Annotated in this window: 27 protein-coding genes; 1 reads left to right on the plus strand and 26 read right to left on the minus strand. The window is 32.1% G+C overall.

All coding sequences use genetic code 11. The features are described from left to right. Nucleotides 1-35: 35 nt before the first annotated feature. Complete coding sequence (locus tag QLS65_RS15340; protein ID WP_282718584.1) at nucleotides 36-1082, plus strand: o-succinylbenzoate synthase; 1047 nt, start codon at nucleotides 36-38, stop codon at nucleotides 1080-1082. 1 nt (nucleotide 1083) lies between these two features. Here QLS65_RS15340 and QLS65_RS15345 read toward each other — a convergent pair whose 3' ends face one another. The 26 genes from QLS65_RS15345 to QLS65_RS15470 form a co-directional block, all read right to left on the minus strand. After that, entirely contained in the window at nucleotides 1084-2172 is a 1089-nt protein-coding gene (locus QLS65_RS15345) for an AI-2E family transporter (protein ID WP_282718585.1), read from the minus strand. Nucleotides 2173-2284: 112 nt separating this feature from the next. Next, nucleotides 2285-2731, minus strand: coding sequence for a DinB family protein (locus tag QLS65_RS15350; protein WP_282718586.1), 447 nt, complete (start codon nucleotides 2729-2731; stop codon nucleotides 2285-2287). Further along, the gene (locus QLS65_RS15355; protein WP_282718587.1) at nucleotides 2721-3200 is read right to left on the minus strand and encodes a nuclear transport factor 2 family protein; all 480 of its coding nucleotides are present in this window, start codon (nucleotides 3198-3200) and stop codon (nucleotides 2721-2723) included. The genes QLS65_RS15350 and QLS65_RS15355 overlap by 11 nt, the downstream gene beginning before the upstream one ends. Before the next feature lie 242 nt (nucleotides 3201-3442). Then, nucleotides 3443-5476 (minus strand): OmpA family protein, encoded by a 2034-nt coding sequence (locus QLS65_RS15360; protein ID WP_282718588.1) that lies wholly within the window; start codon nucleotides 5474-5476, stop codon nucleotides 3443-3445. Nucleotides 5477-5559: 83 nt separating this feature from the next. Continuing rightward, a complete protein-coding gene (locus tag QLS65_RS15365; protein ID WP_282718589.1) occupies nucleotides 5560-7020 on the minus strand; it encodes an ice-binding family protein in 1461 nt (486 codons plus the stop codon). 370 nt (nucleotides 7021-7390) lie between these two features. Next, entirely contained in the window at nucleotides 7391-8095 is a 705-nt protein-coding gene (locus QLS65_RS15370) for a histidine kinase (protein ID WP_282718590.1), read from the minus strand. Nucleotides 8096-8269: 174 nt separating this feature from the next. After that, nucleotides 8270-8608 (minus strand): hypothetical protein, encoded by a 339-nt coding sequence (locus tag QLS65_RS15375; protein ID WP_282718591.1) that lies wholly within the window; start codon nucleotides 8606-8608, stop codon nucleotides 8270-8272. Between the two features lies 1 nt (nucleotide 8609). After that, on the minus strand, nucleotides 8610-8957 hold the full coding sequence (locus QLS65_RS15380) for a hypothetical protein (protein WP_282713427.1): 348 nt from the start codon (nucleotides 8955-8957) through the stop codon (nucleotides 8610-8612). 53 nt (nucleotides 8958-9010) lie between these two features. Next, complete coding sequence (locus QLS65_RS15385) at nucleotides 9011-9343, minus strand: YtxH domain-containing protein (protein WP_282713426.1); 333 nt, start codon at nucleotides 9341-9343, stop codon at nucleotides 9011-9013. A 39-nt stretch (nucleotides 9344-9382) separates the two neighbouring features. After that, a complete protein-coding gene (locus QLS65_RS15390) occupies nucleotides 9383-9535 on the minus strand; it encodes a lmo0937 family membrane protein (protein ID WP_121342223.1) in 153 nt (50 codons plus the stop codon). A 70-nt stretch (nucleotides 9536-9605) separates the two neighbouring features. Then, nucleotides 9606-9758 (minus strand): lmo0937 family membrane protein, encoded by a 153-nt coding sequence (locus tag QLS65_RS15395; RefSeq protein ID WP_121342222.1) that lies wholly within the window; start codon nucleotides 9756-9758, stop codon nucleotides 9606-9608. 122 nt (nucleotides 9759-9880) lie between these two features. Continuing rightward, entirely contained in the window at nucleotides 9881-10516 is a 636-nt protein-coding gene (locus QLS65_RS15400) for a porin family protein (protein WP_282718592.1), read from the minus strand. Nucleotides 10517-10711: 195 nt separating this feature from the next. Next, nucleotides 10712-11173, minus strand: coding sequence for a sll1863 family stress response protein (locus QLS65_RS15405; RefSeq protein ID WP_282713423.1), 462 nt, complete (start codon nucleotides 11171-11173; stop codon nucleotides 10712-10714). A gap of 168 nt (nucleotides 11174-11341) precedes the next feature. Beyond that, nucleotides 11342-11527 carry a CsbD family protein gene (locus QLS65_RS15410; protein ID WP_282713422.1) on the minus strand — a complete coding sequence of 62 codons (186 nt, stop codon included), beginning with the start codon at nucleotides 11525-11527 and terminating at the stop codon, nucleotides 11342-11344. A gap of 195 nt (nucleotides 11528-11722) precedes the next feature. Beyond that, nucleotides 11723-11935: a hypothetical protein gene (locus QLS65_RS15415; RefSeq protein WP_282718593.1), complete on the minus strand. Its 213-nt coding sequence runs from the start codon at nucleotides 11933-11935 to the stop codon at nucleotides 11723-11725. Between the two features lie 170 nt (nucleotides 11936-12105). Continuing rightward, the gene (locus QLS65_RS15420; RefSeq protein WP_282713419.1) at nucleotides 12106-12870 is read right to left on the minus strand and encodes a DUF4382 domain-containing protein; all 765 of its coding nucleotides are present in this window, start codon (nucleotides 12868-12870) and stop codon (nucleotides 12106-12108) included. Between the two features lie 184 nt (nucleotides 12871-13054). After that, entirely contained in the window at nucleotides 13055-13939 is an 885-nt protein-coding gene (locus tag QLS65_RS15425) for an MlaD family protein (RefSeq protein ID WP_099715311.1), read from the minus strand. Nucleotides 13940-13957: 18 nt separating this feature from the next. Further along, a complete protein-coding gene (locus QLS65_RS15430) occupies nucleotides 13958-14734 on the minus strand; it encodes an ABC transporter ATP-binding protein (RefSeq protein WP_282718594.1) in 777 nt (258 codons plus the stop codon). Between the two features lies 1 nt (nucleotide 14735). Next, nucleotides 14736-15527, minus strand: a complete 792-nt coding sequence (locus tag QLS65_RS15435; protein WP_282718595.1) for an MlaE family ABC transporter permease — start codon at nucleotides 15525-15527, stop codon at nucleotides 14736-14738. A gap of 68 nt (nucleotides 15528-15595) precedes the next feature. After that, nucleotides 15596-16051 carry a PA2169 family four-helix-bundle protein gene (locus QLS65_RS15440; protein ID WP_282718596.1) on the minus strand — a complete coding sequence of 152 codons (456 nt, stop codon included), beginning with the start codon at nucleotides 16049-16051 and terminating at the stop codon, nucleotides 15596-15598. Nucleotides 16052-16216: 165 nt separating this feature from the next. Further along, the gene (locus tag QLS65_RS15445; RefSeq protein WP_121342215.1) at nucleotides 16217-16438 is read right to left on the minus strand and encodes a YidH family protein; all 222 of its coding nucleotides are present in this window, start codon (nucleotides 16436-16438) and stop codon (nucleotides 16217-16219) included. Nucleotides 16439-16482: 44 nt separating this feature from the next. Continuing rightward, complete coding sequence (locus QLS65_RS15450) at nucleotides 16483-16866, minus strand: hypothetical protein (protein ID WP_282718597.1); 384 nt, start codon at nucleotides 16864-16866, stop codon at nucleotides 16483-16485. A gap of 405 nt (nucleotides 16867-17271) precedes the next feature. Continuing rightward, nucleotides 17272-17745: a Dps family protein gene (locus tag QLS65_RS15455; RefSeq protein WP_282718598.1), complete on the minus strand. Its 474-nt coding sequence runs from the start codon at nucleotides 17743-17745 to the stop codon at nucleotides 17272-17274. 254 nt (nucleotides 17746-17999) lie between these two features. Then, entirely contained in the window at nucleotides 18000-19061 is a 1062-nt protein-coding gene (locus tag QLS65_RS15460; protein WP_282718599.1) for a class I fructose-bisphosphate aldolase, read from the minus strand. Between the two features lie 216 nt (nucleotides 19062-19277). Then, the gene (locus tag QLS65_RS15465) at nucleotides 19278-19613 is read right to left on the minus strand and encodes a DUF892 family protein (protein WP_282713410.1); all 336 of its coding nucleotides are present in this window, start codon (nucleotides 19611-19613) and stop codon (nucleotides 19278-19280) included. 356 nt (nucleotides 19614-19969) lie between these two features. Continuing rightward, nucleotides 19970-20164: a hypothetical protein gene (locus QLS65_RS15470; RefSeq protein WP_099716318.1), complete on the minus strand. Its 195-nt coding sequence runs from the start codon at nucleotides 20162-20164 to the stop codon at nucleotides 19970-19972. Between the last annotated feature and the right edge of the window lie 132 nt (nucleotides 20165-20296).

The following is a 20296-nucleotide window of genomic DNA, read 5'->3' on the forward strand; positions in this document are numbered from 1 at the left end:
TTGCCAGATTAAAATAACTCATAATTCATAATTTATTGAAAGCAACCTACCATAAATACATTCTGGATTTCAAACGACCATCAGGAACTTCTCGTGGCGTTATGACCGAAAAAGAAACTTGGTTTATCGTCTTGGAGCAAGACGGTAAAAAAGGAATAGGAGAATGTGGAATCCTTCGCGGATTGAGTATTGATGATCGTTCGGATTATGAAGAAAAATTGCAATGGACCTGCGATACTATTCACTTAGGAAAAGACCAACTTTGGGAAGCTTTAATGGAGTTTCCTTCGATACAGTTTGGAGTGGAAATGGCGTTCCAATCTTTGGAGAGTGAAAACCCTTTTTTGTTGTTTCCTTCTGACTTTACGAATGGCACAAAATCCATCTTGATAAACGGTTTGGTTTGGATGGGCGAGGAGTCGTTTATGAAGCAGCAAATCGAAGAAAAACTAGCGCAAGGTTTCCGATGTATTAAACTCAAAATAGGAGCGATAGATTTCGATAAAGAACTGCAATTATTGCGATTTATTCGGGAACATTTCACTCCCGAGCAAGTCGAAATTCGGGTTGATGCTAACGGCGCTTTTAGTGAAAATTTAGCTTTAGATAAATTAACACAACTATCTGAATTTAAATTGCATAGTATAGAGCAACCAGTACAAAAAAATCACACTGACAGTATGGCAGAGCTGTGTAGAACCACACCTTTTCCTATTGCTTTGGATGAAGAGTTGATTGGTGTGTTTACTTTGGCAGAAAAGGAACAATTATTAGAGAAAATCAAGCCGCAATACATCATTTTGAAGCCTAGTTTTATAGGTGGTTTTCGAGGCGCTCAAGAATGGATTTCATTGGCTGAAAAGCATAAAATCGGATGGTGGATTACCTCTGCTTTGGAGAGTAATATTGGACTCAATGCTATTGCGCAATGGACCTTTTTACAGCACAATTTGATGCCTCAAGGATTAGGAACCGGAGCACTTTATACCAATAATTTTGACTGCCCGCTGGAAGTTTCACAGGGGCAATTGTGGTATAAAAAAGAGTTGGATTGGAAGTTTGATTTTACTCTTTTGAAATAGATTATTTCGTAGTTTTCTTTTGTTCGCCATCTCCCAATAAAACGGATAGCGTCTTTAAGCTAGGTGTGCGGTCCGCAATCAATTTTATGATACTGATAAACGGAATGAAGAGAATCATTCCTGCAGCGCCCCATAAAATGCCTCCCACGATTACTACAATAATGATGACAAGTGTGTTTATTTTTAAACGGCTTCCCACTGCAAAAGGAAATATAATATAGGCTTCGAGTGCTTGAACAACAGAAAAAACACCAATGACGGCTAACGGATACCAAATTGAATTGTACGTTATCCAAGAAACTGCAATGGGCAAGAGCGACGATATCATGATTCCTACATACGGAATAAAAGTAAGGATTGAGGCTATAAAACCAAACAGAAATGGGTGTGGTACTCCGATTATCAATAGTCCGATACTGTTTAATAATCCAACTATTAAATAGACCAACAGCATTCCTTTGATGAAATTGTAATATGCATGAATGGTTTCGACGAGGATTTCGTGAATGGTTTTTTTTCTTTCGGGAGGAAAAAGTTCATATAAGGCATTTGATAACATCTGGCGGTGGAAAAGTATTAATGCCGAGAAAACAGGAATCATTAATAAAAAAAATACAGATTCAGACAGGGAATAAGCGGTGTTTCGGACTATTGAAAAAGCTTGTGAACCGGAGTTGTTGAGTGTATTATTGATAAATTCTGTTTGTTTTTGCAAACTAATGTCAAATCGTTCCGAAATAAAAATACTCAATTGATTTATTGTTTCGGTTAGTTTAGTTCTTAAAGATTGCCATTCGTGAAGAAACTCTGAAAACTGTGCGAATAATAGATAAATTATAGCTCCTACCAAAAGTGTTACTCCTAAAATACAAATAACAATTGCAATTCCTTTGTTGATTCCTTTTGTTTCCATCCATTTACAAACAGGATATAGAATAAAACCAATGAGTAATGAAAAGCTTAACGGAATAAATAGTGTTTTGGCAAAGTAAAGGATCAAAGCCGCCAATACGATAAACTGAAGAATTTCTAACACAGAAAATCTCCTGTTGGATTGAAATGGAATGGGTGTTTTAGAAGATTCTGACATATAATTGTTGTATTATAAGCGTTATTCCTTACTCTTCCTTACTTTATAAACGATTTAAGTATGAACCTAAAACGTGTAACAAACTACTAAATTGCCAATTATTGCGAATGTTTTAAGATTTCAATAATCGTCTGTGGTAATTAATTTGTCCTAAATGATAGGCTAGGTGCGTGGTCAAATGGACAAGCATAAACTCAGTAGAAGTCTTGTTTTCGAAAACTAAAAGAGGATATTCCTTTTTTAATTCTTCTTCTGATATTGTATTTAATGCATTGTCAACAACGACAATGGTTTCTTCGATTTTTGTCAGCAATTCTGCTCTTGGAATATCTTTCAGTGAAAACTCTAATGGTCTGTTTCTTATATAACCTGTCTTTCCAAATTCGGCGCCAATGTAAGTATTTAGATTTCCCACTAAATGCAAGCATAGATTTCCGGCTGAATTAGCGATGCCTTTTTGAGTTTTCCAAATATCGCTTTCGTTTTGGTACGAGTTAATTTCAGTTTTTAGCTGATTTAAATCTCGGTTGAATAGTGTTTTTAAAGTTTCAATTAGCATTTTTAGTTTCTTTGTATTTTTTCAATGATAGCAGTGCTTGTTGCTGTATTTTATGTTGAAAAAAACCAGTCCAACCTAATAAATATCCGGTAATTCCAAAAGCTTGTTTGGACCATTTCCAGATGTCGAAATCATCAGTGTGCTTTTTGATCAATCCGTCTTTAAACTGAAACTGTGCGCGAATAACATTTACTACTTTTCTATTGGTTTTACTGAATGTGTAGGTAGCTATCCATTGCGCGGAACCAACGTATTCATCAGCTTTTATATCTGAGAACTCAATTTTTATATTTCCTTTACTTTTTTCAATAAGCATTTTCCACATTTGGCAAACATCCTTTTCTTTTAATAAACCAAAAGCAGGATCACGAAACTCAATTTTAGAGTGATAGCATTCACACATAGTTGAAGCATCGGCATTGGCAAAAGCAGTATAAAACTTAATGAGGGTTTTTTCGTTTGGGGTCATATCTACATAAAGTGAGTAGTAAAAATAATAATTTTTTTGTTAAAATTTAGGTTTTAAAAAAGGAATATAGAATAATTTGATGTGATTTATTTCTGATATAGAAACACCAGGAATAATTCAGGATTGATTCTCATTAGATTACATTCGGAAATGGTTTCTCAATTTTAGATAAAAAAAGAGGATAGACTTTTAAGTTTCTATCCTCTTTTATAATTTATTAAATGGTATTCTGTTATCTCGACTTATTTAACGGCAGGAATAATATCAATTATTACGGTACGATTGTAAAAACGTTCTTCGGGAGTTTTGTTGTCAAATGGAGAATTATTTTCATTTTCACCATAACCTGATACATCGAATTTAACATCGTTTCTACCCGCTTTAGCTAAACTGCTCTGAAGGATATTTTTTACATCATTTGCACGAGCTAATGACAAGTCCTGATTGTATACTTCTTCACCAATAATATCAGTATGACCTTTGATAATTACAGTTGCTCCTACAGGAATTTTAGGAGTAACTACCTCAGTAAGATATTTTTCATACAATGAAATTGCTTTAGAGTTATTGAATTCATAGATAATACTATATCTCATACCTTCTTCCATTTTTGCAGGAGTCCAAAGTACCATATGAACCGGAGTTTCCTTTTCTATAATTTTACCACTTTTAGTCTGGCCAATCATTTTTACTTTGTAATCTCCTTCTGGACGGCTACCTAAAATTGTTTTTCCAGGAATGCTAATCTCATCTTGAGTATAAGGTCCAAAAGACTGTACTTTTCCTTTCTCGTCAGTTATTTGTAATGACCAAGATGATAATGCTTCTCCAGCTCCTTTATTATTGAAAGTAACATAACTTTCCAAAGGTGCTTCTTGTGAAGCTGTAATTTGAACTGGTTTTAATGGCGCATCAGGACCAATTTGAAATTCCATCAATAAATCAGCAGAATTACTTTCGATAGAAACTCTGCGATCTCCTTCACGTAACAAAACCAATTCTAATGTTGCTCCTGGTTGCTCTGATGGGATATTTGGTTTATTTTGACCTTTAGTGGTAATTCTAGTTGGATTTATTACAAATATATTTACCAAATAGGTTTTAACAGATTCCGCCATAGTAAGACCATCTGTATTGCCATTGTTAGAGGAACCCACCAAAGTAATTGTCGATGAAGGATTTTTTTGCATTCGATCTCCAAGGATGTTCAGTACATTATAATAAACAGTCATTTGACGTTTAGAACGATCTGATAAATTTTTTGGAGCAAATGTTTCTAATTGATCTTCTTTAAAGTCTTTTACTTGATTTTTTGTCAATAAGACATAACGATTTGGAATCTCAGTTGATCCTTCATTAAAGAAAACATAGTTTCTAAGCGGGAAAATTTCAGTCATTTTTCTTTCTCCGGGAACGTTGCTTGGAGAATTTACTGAGAACTGCACTTCACGGTCTTTAGCCAAATCCGTTGCTTCTTGAATGTTTTTTCCTTGTCCCAATTTAAGGGCAACTCCAGCTCTGATGGTAGTTATGTTCCAAGTCTCTGTAGCACGAGGATTTTGACCAAAATAAGGTTGGAAAGAAACAAAAGGAGACAATACAAATTGTGTTTTATTACTATCTGAAGAAAGTGGAATATCATATCCTGCACCAACTTGCATTGACAGAATAGTTTTCTCTATCTCGCTAAATTCACCTGTTACTGCAGGAGTTGGAGCTTGATCAGGGAAAGCTGGATTAATGCCTAATTGATAGGTAAATGATTTGTCCATATTGAAAGCCAATCGTGGACCTCCATAAAGATAAAAATTAGATTTAAAAGGAGCAAAACGTACGCTTGGTTCCACGGTGATGTAACTTAAGTCAGTAGATAAATCAGCAGGACAGTCGCATGCTGTTTTTACTTGGTCAAAGGAACCTTTACGGCTATCGTATCCTGCTTGTAACATTACACCCCATCTTGAATCAGCTGGACGATATTCTAAAAGTGGCGCAATAAAAAGACTAGTTCCATTTCCTTCATGAAAAGTAGCCGGAGGCGTAAAACCAGCATTCAACTGATTAGTAGAACCTTCGTAAAAATTAAAATTGGCTCCACCAGCAACACCGAAGTACCACGAAGGTTTAGCATATCTAACTGCTTGAACTTCTTGTGCCTGAACAGTCGTTTGGGCACTTAACCATGTCAATGAGACTACTAAAAGACTTTTTAACGGTAAATTATTAGGTGACCAAGCTTGGCATAGTCTTTTTTTGAAATTATTTATATTGTCCATGTTATTTGTTTTGTTTGATTCATTTTAAATATCCCGTCTTAACGAGTTGAAATTGTTTAGTTGAAACCAATTGTATCTAATTCTTAATTAGCAGGTACATTGATAGTGGTATTAACCATAGTAACTGATGCTACTAGTGAGATTGCTCTACCATTTAATACAGTTTGAACAGCATTTCCTGGTGTTGAGAATGTAACACCTGCTGAAGCAATTATAGTTCCAGTCATAACACCGCCACCAGCTCCATTAATTACAGCCGAACTACCTACATACCAAAATACATTTTTAGCTTGAGCTCCATTAACTAAATTAACATTTTTAGCACCTGTTGGTCCAGCAATTCCTACTGTTAAACCAGCTGCTGTTTGAAAAATCCAAACGGCGTTAGGATCACCTTTGGCATCTAAAGTTAGATCTCCTAATGAAATTTTAAAAGTTGCACCTGCTGATTTATAAATTCCAGGAGGTAACACTAAATTTCCTAATTCACCCGCGCCTGGATCTGTTCCTCCCGGTTTTTGTGCTGGGGAAATACTAATATATGCTGCATTTGCATCAGCTAATCCCTGAGTTGCTATTGCTTCAGAAGTTGCTGAACCAGGAGTTGGTGGTGCAGTATGTATTCTACCATTTACTAGCCCTTTATTTAAAGGTGTTTCTGTGTAAACGTCCCCAGTAGTTCCATCATGAAATCCAGTTACTAATGTAGAAGCAGCAGTTGTTCCGATATTTCCATTAATTACTGTATTCAAACCTTGATTTGTTATTCCGGCATTTCCTCCAAAAACTCCAAAAAATAAACCAGTTGCAGCAGTTGGAACAGTTGTAATAACTGCAGGACTCACTGTAGTAAAATTCCATACATAGTTATTTGCTAATGCAATACCAGCGGTATTTCTTGCGCCAGTTGTGATAGTAGCTGTGTAGATAGTTCCTGGAGTAAGCGGAATACTTGGAGTAAAAGAGGCAGTTGTACCAGAGTAGGCAACGATACCCGGAATAACCACAGTACCTTGTCTTACTATAAAAGTAGTTGCATTAAGAGTTAAGGGATCCATTGCTATACTAAAATCAGCAGTGATAATTTTATTTAGATTAACTCCTATGGCATTGTTTATAGGATCTGTTGTCGTTACTGTAGGTGCAATTCCAGTTTTAAATGTCCATACATAATCTTCTTGTAAAGCATTACCCATCACATCTTTACTGGCAGTTGAAACTCTACCTGTGTAAGTAGTGTTAGGAGATAAAGCAATCGTAGGTGTAAATGACGCAGTGGTACCACTATATGTTATGCTACCTGCTACTTGTCCAGTTCCTGTAATAGTAAAAGAGGATTGATTGATAGTTGCGGCATCCATCTCCTCATTGAAGGTAACTGTAATTATAGGATTGAATGAAACTCCTGTCGCTCCATTTATAGGACTTGTAGCTTGTACAACTGGACAAACACCTATGGTTTCTTGAAAATCATCTGTTGCACAGCTGGAAATTGATGCAATAAACAATATTGCAAACATTAATAGTAAATTTTTAGTTTTCATTATTATTGATTTAGGGGATTAAGTATTTTGTACAGCAAAGATTGTTTTGTTATTGGCTGTTTGTGTTACACAATTAAAAAAGGAAGTTGTGAAATTCACTTATTTGAAAAAGGTTTTCTAATTTTTATGTTGTTAATCAGTTAGTTGTTGTTTAAAATGTATCGTTCTATTTAGTATTTTTTTTCAGAAACTTAAGGATTCCTAAAAAATTTAATCTAAAATGTATTATGATTTAAATCGTTTTTTAAGTCAAAGACACCCATTAAATAGTACAGAAACATAAAATAGGGTTTAACTTTAATGAAAAAGTTAAACCCTATTATTATAAATTGTTACCCTTTTAGGGAATCATGTCTTGTTTGATTATAATTTAGGAAGCGGTTTTATTTAAATACAATTTTCCTTTTTCTCCCAAATTAAAAATGAATTGAGTAAGTTCTTTGGTAAAAGTATCAAGACTCAAAGCAGATTGTTTGATGTAATCTAAAGATTCCTTTAGATCATCTGGTGAATTTATGGATTGATGATGGAGCAAGTAGGACAAACCTAAAATATTAGCAATGGGCTGTCTCACTTTGTGGGAAGTCATAAACATCATTTCCTCTAGTCCTTTGATGTATTCTATTTGGTATTCTTCGGCTTTTTTAAGCTCTAGATTAGCAGCAATCAATTCAGCAGCTCGGTTTTCTTTTTCTTGATTTTGAAAAGCAAGTTCTTCATTGGCAATAATCAATTCAGCAGCTCGGTTTTCTTTTTCTTTATTCTGAAAAAGAAGTTCTTTATTGGCAATAATCAATTCAGCAGCTCGTTTTTCTTTTTCTTGATTTTGAAACGCAAGTTCTTTATTGGCAATTATTAATTCAGCAGCACGATTTTCTTTTTCTTGATTTTGAAACACAAGCTCTTTATTGGCAATTATCAATTCAGCAGCACGTTTTTCCTTTTCTTGATTTTGAAACACAAGCTCTTTATTGGCAATTATCAATTCAGCAGCACGTTTTTCCTTTTCTAAGTTTTGAAAAGCAAGTTCTTTATTTACTAATATTAGCGCTTCTTTTCTGAATCTTTTTTTCATGCCCTTTTCAAATTAATTTTCAAAAAATATAATCTTTAATAAAATAAATTCCCAGGTTAGAACTATTATTTTGAACTTATTTAATAAAGAACAAATAAGTGTTTATAGAAAATTTATCGAATTATCGATGATTATAGCATTCGAATAAATCAATTCAAAACTAAAATGTAAGAGTTATGATTTTGAAGTATCTGAATGTTTTGTAACAACATTAGTAATTACAAATTGTAGTAATGTACCTAATATTCTTTTGATTGGATTATGGGTCGATCCCAGCAAAACTTTTTTAGTTAAATAACCGGTTGATATACCAATAACATTACTGAGTATATTTCCTTTAAAATCAGATGAGGTAGCCATTTGGCCAAAAGCATTTTTGATGATATTCAAAGGTTTCAAACTTTCGTATGTATGATAATACTGGTTTTTAAGATGTACAAACTCGTTAGCTTGTTTTATTTTAAGCAATTGTATCGTTTCCTTAAGAGTGTCTGTCTCGTTAATGGTTTTCATATTAACTGTTTTTAAGCATTTTGACAATGATAAAATTACTGATTGGCATTTTAAGCCATTGATCTTTATTAATGTATAACACTATTGAAATCAGAAAATAAGCACTGGATACTATAAAAAAACCATAATATACTTTACCTAATAATTCGCCTATCCATAAGGAAAGACCAATGTTTACAAGAAATGCAAACATTACAAAAACAATAGAAACGGTTAATCGAGAAAGAAGCGAGGACATAACATCAGCAGTTTTATCTACTGCATTTAACTTCACCAATTCTACTGTTGTTCTAGTATAATCCTCTGCTTTCTCAAAAAGCATTTCTATTGTTGTTGCTGTGTTTTCCATGGGATAATTTGTAAGCGTAATTACTTGTGAAATTTTAAAACCGAAGTGTCTTTTTAGATACTTGTGTTTTTAATTTCGTTTTTTACATCATAAAATTTTGATTTTCCTTCAGAAAGTAATGTTTCACCTTCATGCTTTGCATCATCAAATTTTGACTTTCCTTGAGCGATTAAATTTTCGCCTTCACTCCAAATTTTCTCATACTTTTTATTGATTGTTCCTAATAAAGTATCTAATTTATCTTTTAATTCATCAGCATAATCGTTGCTCTTGTCCATAATTTTTTTTCTTGTTTTGTCCCCTTTTTCAGGTGCAAACAATACTCCTAATAATGCTCCAACGGCTACGCCTCCTAAAACTCCTAATATTATTTTATCTGCTTTCATAATTATTTATTTTATTGTTTTATTGTTTTATTATTTGATTTAGATACCCCTACCTTGTATAAGTCTAAATAGTATTGCAATAACTGCAATAACAAGAAGTACGTGTATAATTGATCCTACGCTGAATGCAAAGAATCCAATAGCCCAAAAAATGACTAAAATAACTGCGATTGTGTAAAGAAGATTGCTCATGATTTCTAGTTTTTAATGATTTATATTTCTAATCGATTTATTTTTGTAGGTCAATTAATAAGTAGATGTATTAGATTTTTCGGCCTTGTATAATTCTTAATATAACTGCAATAACTGCGATAACAAGAAGGATATGGATAATTGATCCTACGCTGTATGCAAAGAAACCAATTGCCCAAAAAAGGACTAAAATTACTGCGATAGTATAAAGTAAATTGCTCATGATTTTTAATTTTTAACGATTATTTTTTGATTAAATTTAGTAAAGTTACATATAAAAAATATATGTATTGTTTTGTTTTACAGTGTTTTATGGTAAAATTAGTTTTGCTTTTTTAAAACTAATTAAAAAGTAAAAGCAGCGTAGAAACTCAGGACGCTATTTTTAGCATCTGGAGAGCTAAAGCTAGTTGATGAGTCTTCTTTTCCAATTTTAGTCAATCCATAATTGTAACGTACTCCAAAACTAACTGGTTCTAAATCAATCCCGACACCACCGGCAAGACCTGCATCAAACTTGTTGAAATCATCCGTGTCAATATTATCTTCAAAATTATAACTACCACTATCTGATTTATTAGTCGTTTTAGCACTTACCATATAAGCTGCATAAGGACCTACATGAATATTAAAATTCTTGGTCACATTAACTACCAATAAAAGAGGTACTTCAATATAATCTAATTTAAATTGAGCAGTTCCACTCACTAAAGCATTGTTGTAAATGAGTTCAGCTCCCTTTCCTGTATAAGAAATTTCAGGTTGCAAAGCGATATTATTCGAAATAGGCAATTTGGCAAAAAAACCAACATTAAAACCTGTTAACACATTGTTGTCATCAACGTCTTCAGTATATAAATTAGAGAAATTTACACCTCCTTTTACTCCAAATTTTGAAGTATTGTCTTGTGCATTAGCATTTGTTAAGGTCATGAATGTTATCACAAATGAGGCAAAAATTAGCTTTTTTGAATTTTTCATTTTATTTGTTTTATTGAATTATTATACTACAAATATCAGCATCTTACGCTCTTACTTTGTTACAATACTTTTGGTTAAGTTTACATTATTCACACCTTAAACGATTTATTGTCAAATATTTTCAGGTTGTTTTTTTTAATCAAAAAATAATTAGACAAAAAAAAGACGAGTTGTATAACTCGTCTTTTTAATTTACTATTTGTTGTCTATTGTGAGGTTTTTCATTGCCTGGCCAAGTTCATCCATATCGCGATTGTATTCCTGTTTGAAAGATTCCCAATCACTGCTGGTATCATTTTTATAGGTTTCAATCTTAACTTTTATATCATTATTTTTTTGTTCTAAAATTTCAATTTTTTCAGCGTATTCGTCTTCGATTGATTTTCCGGTTTTTTTCATACTGGCTTTCATCTCCGCTATTCTCATTTCATTTTCAGCAATTGTAGCATTAGTACTTGCTTTGAATGCATTCCATTCATCTTCTGTTGCTACTTTTCTTGCATCTGACAATTCTTCTTTTGCATCATCAAGATTTTCTCTTGCGTCTTCTACATTTTCTTGAGCAGTTTCTTCTTTTTTAGAAGTATTTTGGCAACCGGTTAAAAAGGTTCCAGCTATGAAAGTTGTTATTGCAAGGGTAAAAAGTGTCTTTTTCATTTTGTATAGTTTACTATTAAATTTTTTGATGGGATTAGAAAACTTCCGTTTAACCATTTTATAATTCAAACTAGTAGCATTTAATGTTGCTAGTTTGAATTATGCAACGGTTTCTAAAGTGGGCAATGTAGTAATAGGGGCAAATAAGGTTTTTTTGAAAAAAAAATATTAGATAGACTGTATAATTTTAAGAATTTCTTCTTTGGTTTTCCCCAATTTAATTTGGAGTTTTTTTAACATTTCTTCTTTTTTACCTTCTGTAAAGAGTAAATCATTCTCGGTCAAAGCAGCAAATCTTTGTTTTAATTTTCCTTTTTGTTCCTCCCAATTTCCTGTAAGTTCTATAGAATTCATTTCTTTGTGTGTATTGTCTGCGAAATAGTTTTCACTCTACAAAGTTGATGTATTTAGTGACTTAATTAGTTATATAACTTTATGAATAGTTTGTTTTATTCACTGATTTTATAAAAAAAGGAAACAATAAATTATTTTTTATGGAATAATTAATTAGCTTTTTGATATTGCTGTCAGCAAACCATTTTATTAATTTCAATCGGGGATATGATTTGGAACGTATTTTTTCACTATGTCTTCCAATGATTTGTAATAATCCGTTAGTGTTTTAATATTTATTTCAGGCTTTGTAATGTCCGGAATAGTTACAGGCATCTCTGATAAATATTTTGATAATTCAGGATAGTCATTCCGTATTTTCATTGTAATTTCAAGAATAGCGTCATTAAGTTCTTTTTCTGTTTTCATGATGATTTCAATTTTAAGGTTATTTTGAGAGTCACTTTTTATTTGAATTTAAAAAATAAAAATCATTAAAAACATCCTTTACTGGTATGATGTTTTTAATGATTTTAGAGGCATTGAGTTGTTTGTAAATACCATTTTTAATTAAAAAAGGGCATTTTGTACAACTATTTTTATAAGATAATAAAAGATCCTATGTCAGTTGTAAGACCAGCTGTAACTACTATTTCCGTTTTTGTTACAGGCAATAACGGTAGAGCAGGAGTGATAGTAATGGTATACGTTCCTGGAGGAAGTCCCATTACTAAGAAATCACCGTTTTCATTTACATTACTCGTATAACTTACAGCTGTTGATGAAGTTGCTTCAACTACAGCCATTGTTCCTATTGGTGTGATTTTACCTTTTATAGAACCGCTAATTGCTTTTTCTATTGTTCTGATAACCGGTTTCAATTGGTATCCGCCATTTCCTAATTTAACCACTGATTTATTGGCATCAAAATCCAAAAGAACGGTATACAATATTCCTTCTTGAAGTGTATGGTTAACTTGAAGCTTCAATCCGCTTTGTTCTGCGCTTGGCGTGCTCAAAGGATAACTTACACCATCAAGAACTACTGTATTAGCAGCACCTAAAATAAGTCTTATTTGTTTCACTGAAGAAATTTCAAGTGAATCTGTTGCGATTAATGTATCGACACCATTAGAAAATTCTAGTAAGTTATAAATACCTTTTTCTACATTAAGTGCTACAGTTTTGCCATCTTCACCTATAACTTCCACGCCTTGTATGTCTACATTTACTTCTTCATAAGGACCAGGAGCATCAGTCAGTCTCACGGCATACGGATAACTAGCATTAGTATCATCATTGTTGCAGGAATAAATTAATAATCCAAGCATGATGAAAGACAGAATAAATTTCATTTTTTTCATTTTCATTTTAATTTAGGGGTTCAAAATATTTGTAGTATTGTAAAGATACTTTGCATCTGTAGATCAAATGTTATACAACTTTACTATAAAGTTGTAGAATTCTCACTCGTAAGGATTAAATAATAAGTATTTTCTTAATTTGATGTATTTTCGAGAAATATATTAAGCTATTGCTATTTAAAGACTATTTTATAGTATCAAATTTTGCCCCAATATTTAATTCCTTTTTCATTTCTATTTCTTCCTGATCTTCGAGTTCTTCCAGTTTTTTATCTTCTGCTTTTTTCTTTTTATTGAAATAGCCTCTCAACAGAAAATTATGTTTTGCAGCTTCTATAACTTCATTGAGTCCTTCGGTTCCTGTTTTTACATTTGTTAAGGTAGAATCAATCATTCGACCCATTTTCTCATCACTCACTAATTTTGACAGCGCACCTTTTCCGTCATTCATTTTGATAGTGAATTTTTTAAATTCATTTGAACTGTTTTCAAGATTAGAAACCATGTTTTTTATACTGTTTCCAAATTCCTCATCGGAGACTAATTTAGATAAAGCGCCATTTCCGTTATTCATGCTGTAACTGAACTGGGCAAGTTGAGCCGTAATAACGCCGGCATTATCTACACTCTTTTTTACGCTGACCATTAAATCATCCATTTCTATAGCTTGCTTTGAAGCTATATTATCGTTGTTTTCTACAATTACATTAGAGTTTTTGCCGGAGGATATAGTGAGCACTTTATCGCCCATTAAACCGTCAGAACTAATGCTCGCAATAGCATCTTTCTTGATGTATTTACGAACTTCTTCTTTTATGATTAATTTAATTACTACAGATGTATCCGTAAGAAATTCAATTTCTTCCACCGTACCGATATTGATACCGGAAAAACGAACATTATTGCCTACTTCAAGTCCGTTCACCGAATTAAATTTCGAATTCAATTCAAATGTAGAGCCAAATAAATTTTTCTGTTTTCCAACAAAATATATTGTTGTAACAAAAAGTACTAACCCTATAATTACAAACATTCCTAATTTCCATTGGTATCCAGATTCTTTATTCATTTTATATTTTTTTATTGGTTATATGAAAAAAGAACGAACCCATTCGTCATCACTTTTTTCTAATTCTTCGTAAGTTCCTTCGGTATGTATTACACCATCTTTTAGAATCACTAGCCGATCAGCAGTGTGTTTTGCACAAGCCATATCATGAGTAATAATAATCGAAGATGTTTTATGCTTTTTTTGAATTTCTAATAATAATTCGCTGATTTCTCTGGATGTTATTGTGTCTAATCCAGTGGTAGGTTCATCATATAATATGATTTCGGGTTTTAGAATAAGGGTTCTTGCAAGACCAATTCTTTTTCGCATTCCTCCTGATAATTCCGAAGGCATTTTATCAATTGCCTCAGCCAGGCCAACGCTCTCCAAAACGTCTTTTATTTGATTTTCTAATTCTTCGGCAGATAAATCTTTGGCGTGTCGTTTCAATGTAAATCCTAGATTTTCTCGAACACTCATGGAATCATACAGCGCTGCATTTTGAAAAAGAAAACCTATTCGAACTCTGATTTTATTAAGCTCAGCGGTATCTATTTTTGTGATATCGGTACCAAATACATTTATTTCACCTTCGTCCGCAACCACTAAACCAACTAAACATTTTATGGTTATTGATTTCCCGGAACCTGATTTTCCTAAGACTACTAAATTTTCACCTTTATTTACAGAGAAAGTAACTCCTTTTAAAACCTCATTTTTGCCAAAGGATTTATAAAGTTCTTTTATTTCTATAACTGGACTATTCGTTTTAGGAACTGGAGCAGGAGCTATTGTTATTGTTTCTTGTATCATTTTAGAAAAATAAATCAGTTAATTGTACGGCAAGCATATCAATAATAAATATTGTTAGCGAAGCAGTAACTACAGCAGAATTTGCCGCTTTCCCAACACTTTCAGTTCCATTAGCCGCATTAAATCCTTTATAACAGCCAATCATTCCAATAAAGAAACCAAAGAAAAAAGTTTTCATAGTCGCCGGAAAAATATCTAAAAATGTAATGGATTCTAAAACTTGTGAGATGTAACGGTATAAACTAACATCACTATGAATATTTATTCCCACATATCCTCCGATAATCCCAATACCATCTGCATAAATCACTAAAAGCGGAATCATAAGTGTAGTGGCTAAAATCCTTGTAACGACTAAATATTTATACGGATTTATTGCTGAAACTTCCATCGCATCTATTTGTTCCGTCACTTTCATGGACCCTAACTCAGCACCAATACCGGACGAAACTTTACCAGCACAAATCAAAGCAGTAATTACGGGTGCTATTTCCCGTATTAAAGAAAGAGCAACCATACTAGGTAACCACGATTCTGCGCCAAACTTAGCTAATGTAGGTCTTGATTGCAGTGTAAGCACTAAGCCCATTATAAATCCTGTGATGGTTACTAATGGCAAAGATTTATACCCAATAACGTAACATTGTTTCATGAACTCCTTGATTTCATAGGGAGGTTTGATGACTTCTTTGAAAAAACGCGCTCCAAATAATGTAATGTTGCCTACATCATTGAAAGTTTCTTTCAAGTACGTTATTACGCTTTCTTTTCTGGCTGTTATTATACTATTCATTGGTCATTGTGTTTTTATAAATGCAAATTAAGTATTGACTTAAAGTGAATCAGAAGAAATGGTTTGCTTTAAGACAACATTAAATCTCCTAACTTTTTCACCTTATCATGATGCGCAGTTAATAAAAGTTGTTGTGATTTAAGGATAATAAGAAGCTCAACGGTAAGATGATCAAAATTATCGATCAAGGTTTCTTTATAACTTTTTATAGCTACAAATTCTTTATATTCAAGAGTGTTTAAAATATCTTCTCTGTCTTTATCGACAAGTTTTGCCTTGAAATTCATCCAAAGCTTCACAAAAAAGTTATTTTTTTTAATCACATCCACAGGAATTCCGCCCATTTTTTGAACTTCTTCTGCCAGTTCTGATTTAAAAATTTCACTTGTTTTTTGGAATTCAGAAAACAAATTTTTCAAATCACTTTCTTCTGTTACTATTGTTGCAGTTTCATAAACCTGAATTCTATCATTATTGATTTCAATAAGATTATTTAATACCACAATTGATTTCTCTTTATTCATCTTATTCTATTTTAACAGTGATTAAACTAGATTATACTGTACTACATTTATTTAAGATTGTCTGCTTTGCAAAGGTCATTATCAATGCCAAAAAATGTGTTATATAACTATTATTTAAAGTTGCATTATTCACACATTCAATAAATTGAAATTTTAGCATCAGAATTAAGCTTCTTTTTTAGTACCTGCAACTATCAAGACAACACCGCCTACAGCAAGTATAATTCCTATAATTGGAGACCATTTTACGGGATGATTAACTTCTTTGTTAATTTGAATTGGACCTATGTCAACTACTTTTTCAGTTGTTACATAATTAAAACTAGTATACAACAACATAATTATTCCTAAAATAATCATAACGATTCCTATAGTTCTTGTTTTCATTTTTAAAAGTTTTTAAGTTGATATATAATGGTATAAAGGTTGAATTATGCTCTTGAAAAGTATTCTTTAACAAAATTATGTTGCTGATTTACGTCCATTTTATCAGTGTCTTTAATCTCGAATTTAATTTTTAAAAAACGGGTGTCTTCACTCAAAAGATCAAAGAGTTCTATTTTTGCATCAGTTGGTCCAAAGAGAATTACGCGTTTGTAATTTTTTATGGCTTCGCCAATTTTTTTATAGTACTCAAAAAGTTGTTTTCTCTCTTTACTAAAATTTGAATTTTCGGATTTTGCTAAACTTGCAATTCTTTCCTGATTGCTAAGTTCTGATTCAATAGTTTCTATTTCAAAATGCTTAGAAGTAAATTCCATTAAATGGGCCATGGAATGATCCATCCAAATGCCTAATTTCTTTGTTGTTTTCATAATTGTTTTTTTAGCGTTATGTGATGTAACTGTTGTTATAATTAATGAATTACAATTATTTAAAGTTCAGTTTTTTAATCTAAAAAAACATTATATTACTTTAGGTAAAGATTATATAATTTACATATTTTAAGTAGGGTTTTTAATCCTATTAATTTGAATGAAAATTGAAATAATTCCTGCTTAGAAAAGCAATAATTATTATACCAAAAAGGGCTATTGTAAAAACAATAGCCCTTAACCAAACCTAAAAAAACCAACCTAACCTTACTATTTTTATAAATCTACTGTTGTGGTAGATTTATCTTCTTCTATTTTTTTAGGAGTTATTTTACCAACTCTGCAATGACTTTTTGAAGCTGAATAAACTTCGTTTTCTGAATTTTCCATGTTTTTATATTTTTATTATTCTAAATATCTTCTTAGTGTCCAAGCCATTGTTTCGTGTGCTTCCATCAAACCTGTAAGGAAATCAGCAGTTCCGGTATCTTTATTTTCTTCAGCACTTGTATCAACGTCTTTTCGAAGATGAACAATAACTGTTTCATGATCTTCCAGTAATTCTTTAACCATTTCTTTTTGAGATGGATAGTGATTAGGCGATTCTTTGATGATGCTTAAATCTGAAAACTCTTTCATCGTTCCAATAGTTTTTCCTCCTAATTTGCTGATGCGTTCAGCAATTTCATCTATTGAAGCTTCCAGTTGTGTATATTGACCTTCAAATAATTTGTGAAATTCCATAAAACTTTCGCCAGAAACATTCCAATGAAATTTTCTTAATTTAATATACAGTGTCATCTCATTCGCTAAAATTGACGATAGGATAGAAATGCTATTTTTTAAATGCTCTTGTGTAATTCCAATTTGTGGTTTCATATTTTCTATATTTAATATTTAATTGCCGCTACTTTTTTTAAAACTTTGTACACGTTTTTTTTAAAATCATTCAAACGGTGTGCAACAATTAATAAAGTATCATGATAGTACAAAGGTCATTTGATTTCGCTCTAAAAGTATTATAAGATTGTAAAAATAAGTTACATGATTCACACCTTATGAGAGTGTAAAAGCTATGTAATCAGTGTTTTTTGATTTAGTATTGAAGTTTTAATCAATTGATTAATCTATGTTTAAGCAATAGAAACTTCTTTAGCCAGGTAAATTTCCTGAACAGCTTGTATCAGTTTTACACCTTCGCCAAAGGGGCGCTGGAAAGCTTTTCGACCCATAATCATTCCGCTACCACCAGCTCGTTTGTTTATGACGGCAGTTTTTATGGCTTCGGCTAAATCAGTTTCACCTTTAGATTCTCCTCCGGAATTAATCATGCTGATTCGACCGGAAAAATAGTTCATTACTTGATAGCGGCATAAATCTATAGGATGATCTGAGGCTAATTTTGTATACATCTCTGGATTAGTTTTGGCAAATTGTATTGTCGTAAAACCACCGTTATTAGTAGGTAGCTTTTGTTTAATAATATCTGCTTGGATAGAAACTCCCAAGTAATTGGCTTGACCGGTAATATCAGCAGCGGTATTATAATCGATACCGTTTTTAATAAATCCATCATTTCTTGCGTAACACCAAAGAATAGTTGCCATACCTAAATTATGCGCTTCTTCAAAAGCTTTTGCCACTTCTATAATTTGCCTGTCTGATTCGGCTGAGCCAAAGTAAACAGTTGCACCCACAGCTACAGCTCCCATATTCCAGGCATCTCGAACACTCCCAAACATGATTTGATCGTACTTGTTGGGATAGGTTAGGAGTTCATTGTGATTGATTTTTACAACAAACGGAATTTTATGCGCATATTTTCTAGATAACATTGCCAGTCCTCCCATTGTGGAAGCCACCGCATTACAGCCTGCTTCAATCGCAAGTTTCACGATGTTTTCGGGGTCAAAATAAATAGGATTTGGATAAAAAGAACTTCCCGCAGTATGTTCAATTCCTTGGTCTACGGGTAAAATAGAAATATAACCAGTATCCGAAAGTCGGCCATGATGGTACAATTGTGTCAAACTTCTAATCGTTTGTGCGTTTCGATTGCTTTGTAAAAAAACGGTATCTATATGCGAAGGATTGGGTAAATGAATTTGATCTTTCGAAATTGTTTTACAGACATGATTCAGTAAAAAGTCTTTTTCATTGCCTAATAAAGCTAATAATTGCGCTATATTTTTCATCTTGAAACAGTCTAAATTTACAATAGTTCACCCGTTTTAAAACACTGATGTAAAGATAGTTATATTTGGTAATTTGTGTCTGGTAAATACCTACAAATTAACGTAATAGGTATAAAATGAGTTTATTATAATTTAAAATCAATTTTAGTTGTGCGACTTATATTGTATACTAAAATTGTTCTCAAAAATTAAGTCAGATTCTAAAGCCGTTTTTAATTATTCTTTGGGTGTAATTGCCCCATACATTGCATCATATTTTAGCATAATATCGATTTCTCCAATTGAACAAAAAAAATCTTCTAAGCGTTTTATATGATCTAGTGTGAATTGTAAATGTACTTTGAGCGCATCTACTAATTCATCAGTTGTTGCACTCTTTATCATTACAGGAATGGATAGCATTAATGCTTTTTCACTAAAGTAGATTTCTTTTAATTCCTCAATAAAAACATTGCGGCAATTTTCCTTATTTTCAGGTATAGTATTTTCTGAATTTCCTTTACCTTCTTGCAACTTTACTTTTTTGATAGTTTTGGTGGCTGTACTTTTCATCTGTTTCTATTTAATTGTTTAAACTTGTTTAGTAAAGTTCTGTATTTTAAGATAAAATCAATTACATAATTTTTAGAATGAGTTGTAACATTCACATATGCATTAGTAGAAAAAAGGAGGATTTAATTAACAAAATGAGGTATTTTGCATCGTATAAATAACTTCTCTCGACTAATTTAAAAAAGCGGAGAGAAGTTATTGATATTGTAAATTGTAACGATTTTAGTCTAAATTCATTTTCGGAATTTTTAATGCACCATCAGGAAAATAAAGATTGAAAGCTAATCTAAATTATTTTGTTTCCCAATAGAAAAGGGATAAGCATCAAAAATAGCGGCAAAGAAAGAATTATATTTTTATGATTCGTCTTTTGTTGTACGAACCAAACTGATTCCAGAAACGAAGAAAATAATACCCAGTACGCCGTAAATGATTAATGATTTAACATCTGTCATGTCGCCAGATGTTCCAGCAAATACTATTGCAGTATAAATAAGACCACCTATTCCAAGTGCGGTAAGTAATGCTCCAAAGATTCTTTTAAGATTCATAATTTTATTTTTTAAAGATTGATATTGTAATTTATTTTTATGTTTAACTTTCAAAGTCTACTTGATAAAAATAGAAATGCTTTGAGGTTTTATTAATTCAAGTATTTGTACTTGAATTAATTACAAAGCAAA

Origin of the sequence: Flavobacterium algoritolerans (genome assembly GCF_030010385.1) — a bacterium.
In the GTDB taxonomy this organism is placed as follows: domain Bacteria; phylum Bacteroidota; class Bacteroidia; order Flavobacteriales; family Flavobacteriaceae; genus Flavobacterium; species Flavobacterium algoritolerans.

Bases quoted from the DNA above. Each gene is read 5' to 3' on its own strand.
- QLS65_RS15420 (WP_282713419.1), bottom strand. From the start codon at position 12,870: ATGAAAAAAATGAAATTTATTCTGTCTTTCATCATGCTTGGATTATTA.
- QLS65_RS15350 (WP_282718586.1), bottom strand. From the start codon at position 2,731: ATGCTAATTGAAACTTTAAAAACACTATTCAACCGAGATTTAAATCAG.
- QLS65_RS15395 (WP_121342222.1), bottom strand. From the start codon at position 9,758: ATGAGCAATTTACTTTATACTATCGCAGTAATTTTAGTCCTTTTTTGG.
- QLS65_RS15365 (WP_282718589.1), bottom strand. From the start codon at position 7,020: ATGAAAACTAAAAATTTACTATTAATGTTTGCAATATTGTTTATTGCA.
- QLS65_RS15450 (WP_282718597.1), bottom strand. From the start codon at position 16,866: ATGAAAACAACAAAGAAATTAGGCATTTGGATGGATCATTCCATGGCC.
- QLS65_RS15425 (WP_099715311.1), bottom strand. From the start codon at position 13,939: ATGAATAAAGAATCTGGATACCAATGGAAATTAGGAATGTTTGTAATT.
- QLS65_RS15415 (WP_282718593.1), bottom strand. From the start codon at position 11,935: ATGAAAACAGAAAAAGAACTTAATGACGCTATTCTTGAAATTACAATG.
- QLS65_RS15435 (WP_282718595.1), bottom strand. From the start codon at position 15,527: ATGAATAGTATAATAACAGCCAGAAAAGAAAGCGTAATAACGTACTTG.
- QLS65_RS15385 (WP_282713426.1), bottom strand. From the start codon at position 9,343: ATGAAAGCAGATAAAATAATATTAGGAGTTTTAGGAGGCGTAGCCGTT.
- QLS65_RS15465 (WP_282713410.1), bottom strand. From the start codon at position 19,613: ATGAAAAGTACAGCCACCAAAACTATCAAAAAAGTAAAGTTGCAAGAA.
- QLS65_RS15345 (WP_282718585.1), bottom strand. From the start codon at position 2,172: ATGTCAGAATCTTCTAAAACACCCATTCCATTTCAATCCAACAGGAGA.
- QLS65_RS15460 (WP_282718599.1), bottom strand. From the start codon at position 19,061: ATGAAAAATATAGCGCAATTATTAGCTTTATTAGGCAATGAAAAAGAC.
- QLS65_RS15400 (WP_282718592.1), bottom strand. From the start codon at position 10,516: ATGAAAAATTCAAAAAAGCTAATTTTTGCCTCATTTGTGATAACATTC.
- QLS65_RS15390 (WP_121342223.1), bottom strand. From the start codon at position 9,535: ATGAGCAATCTTCTTTACACAATCGCAGTTATTTTAGTCATTTTTTGG.
- QLS65_RS15370 (WP_282718590.1), bottom strand. From the start codon at position 8,095: ATGAAAAAAAGATTCAGAAAAGAAGCGCTAATATTAGTAAATAAAGAA.
- QLS65_RS15375 (WP_282718591.1), bottom strand. From the start codon at position 8,608: ATGAAAACCATTAACGAGACAGACACTCTTAAGGAAACGATACAATTG.
- QLS65_RS15445 (WP_121342215.1), bottom strand. From the start codon at position 16,438: ATGAAAACAAGAACTATAGGAATCGTTATGATTATTTTAGGAATAATT.
- QLS65_RS15360 (WP_282718588.1), bottom strand. From the start codon at position 5,476: ATGGACAATATAAATAATTTCAAAAAAAGACTATGCCAAGCTTGGTCA.
- QLS65_RS15380 (WP_282713427.1), bottom strand. From the start codon at position 8,957: ATGGAAAACACAGCAACAACAATAGAAATGCTTTTTGAGAAAGCAGAG.
- QLS65_RS15470 (WP_099716318.1), bottom strand. From the start codon at position 20,164: ATGAATCTTAAAAGAATCTTTGGAGCATTACTTACCGCACTTGGAATA.
- QLS65_RS15440 (WP_282718596.1), bottom strand. From the start codon at position 16,051: ATGAATAAAGAGAAATCAATTGTGGTATTAAATAATCTTATTGAAATC.
- QLS65_RS15355 (WP_282718587.1), bottom strand. From the start codon at position 3,200: ATGACCCCAAACGAAAAAACCCTCATTAAGTTTTATACTGCTTTTGCC.
- QLS65_RS15430 (WP_282718594.1), bottom strand. From the start codon at position 14,734: ATGATACAAGAAACAATAACAATAGCTCCTGCTCCAGTTCCTAAAACG.
- QLS65_RS15455 (WP_282718598.1), bottom strand. From the start codon at position 17,745: ATGAAACCACAAATTGGAATTACACAAGAGCATTTAAAAAATAGCATT.
- QLS65_RS15410 (WP_282713422.1), bottom strand. From the start codon at position 11,527: ATGAATTCTATAGAACTTACAGGAAATTGGGAGGAACAAAAAGGAAAA.
- QLS65_RS15405 (WP_282713423.1), bottom strand. From the start codon at position 11,173: ATGAAAAAGACACTTTTTACCCTTGCAATAACAACTTTCATAGCTGGA.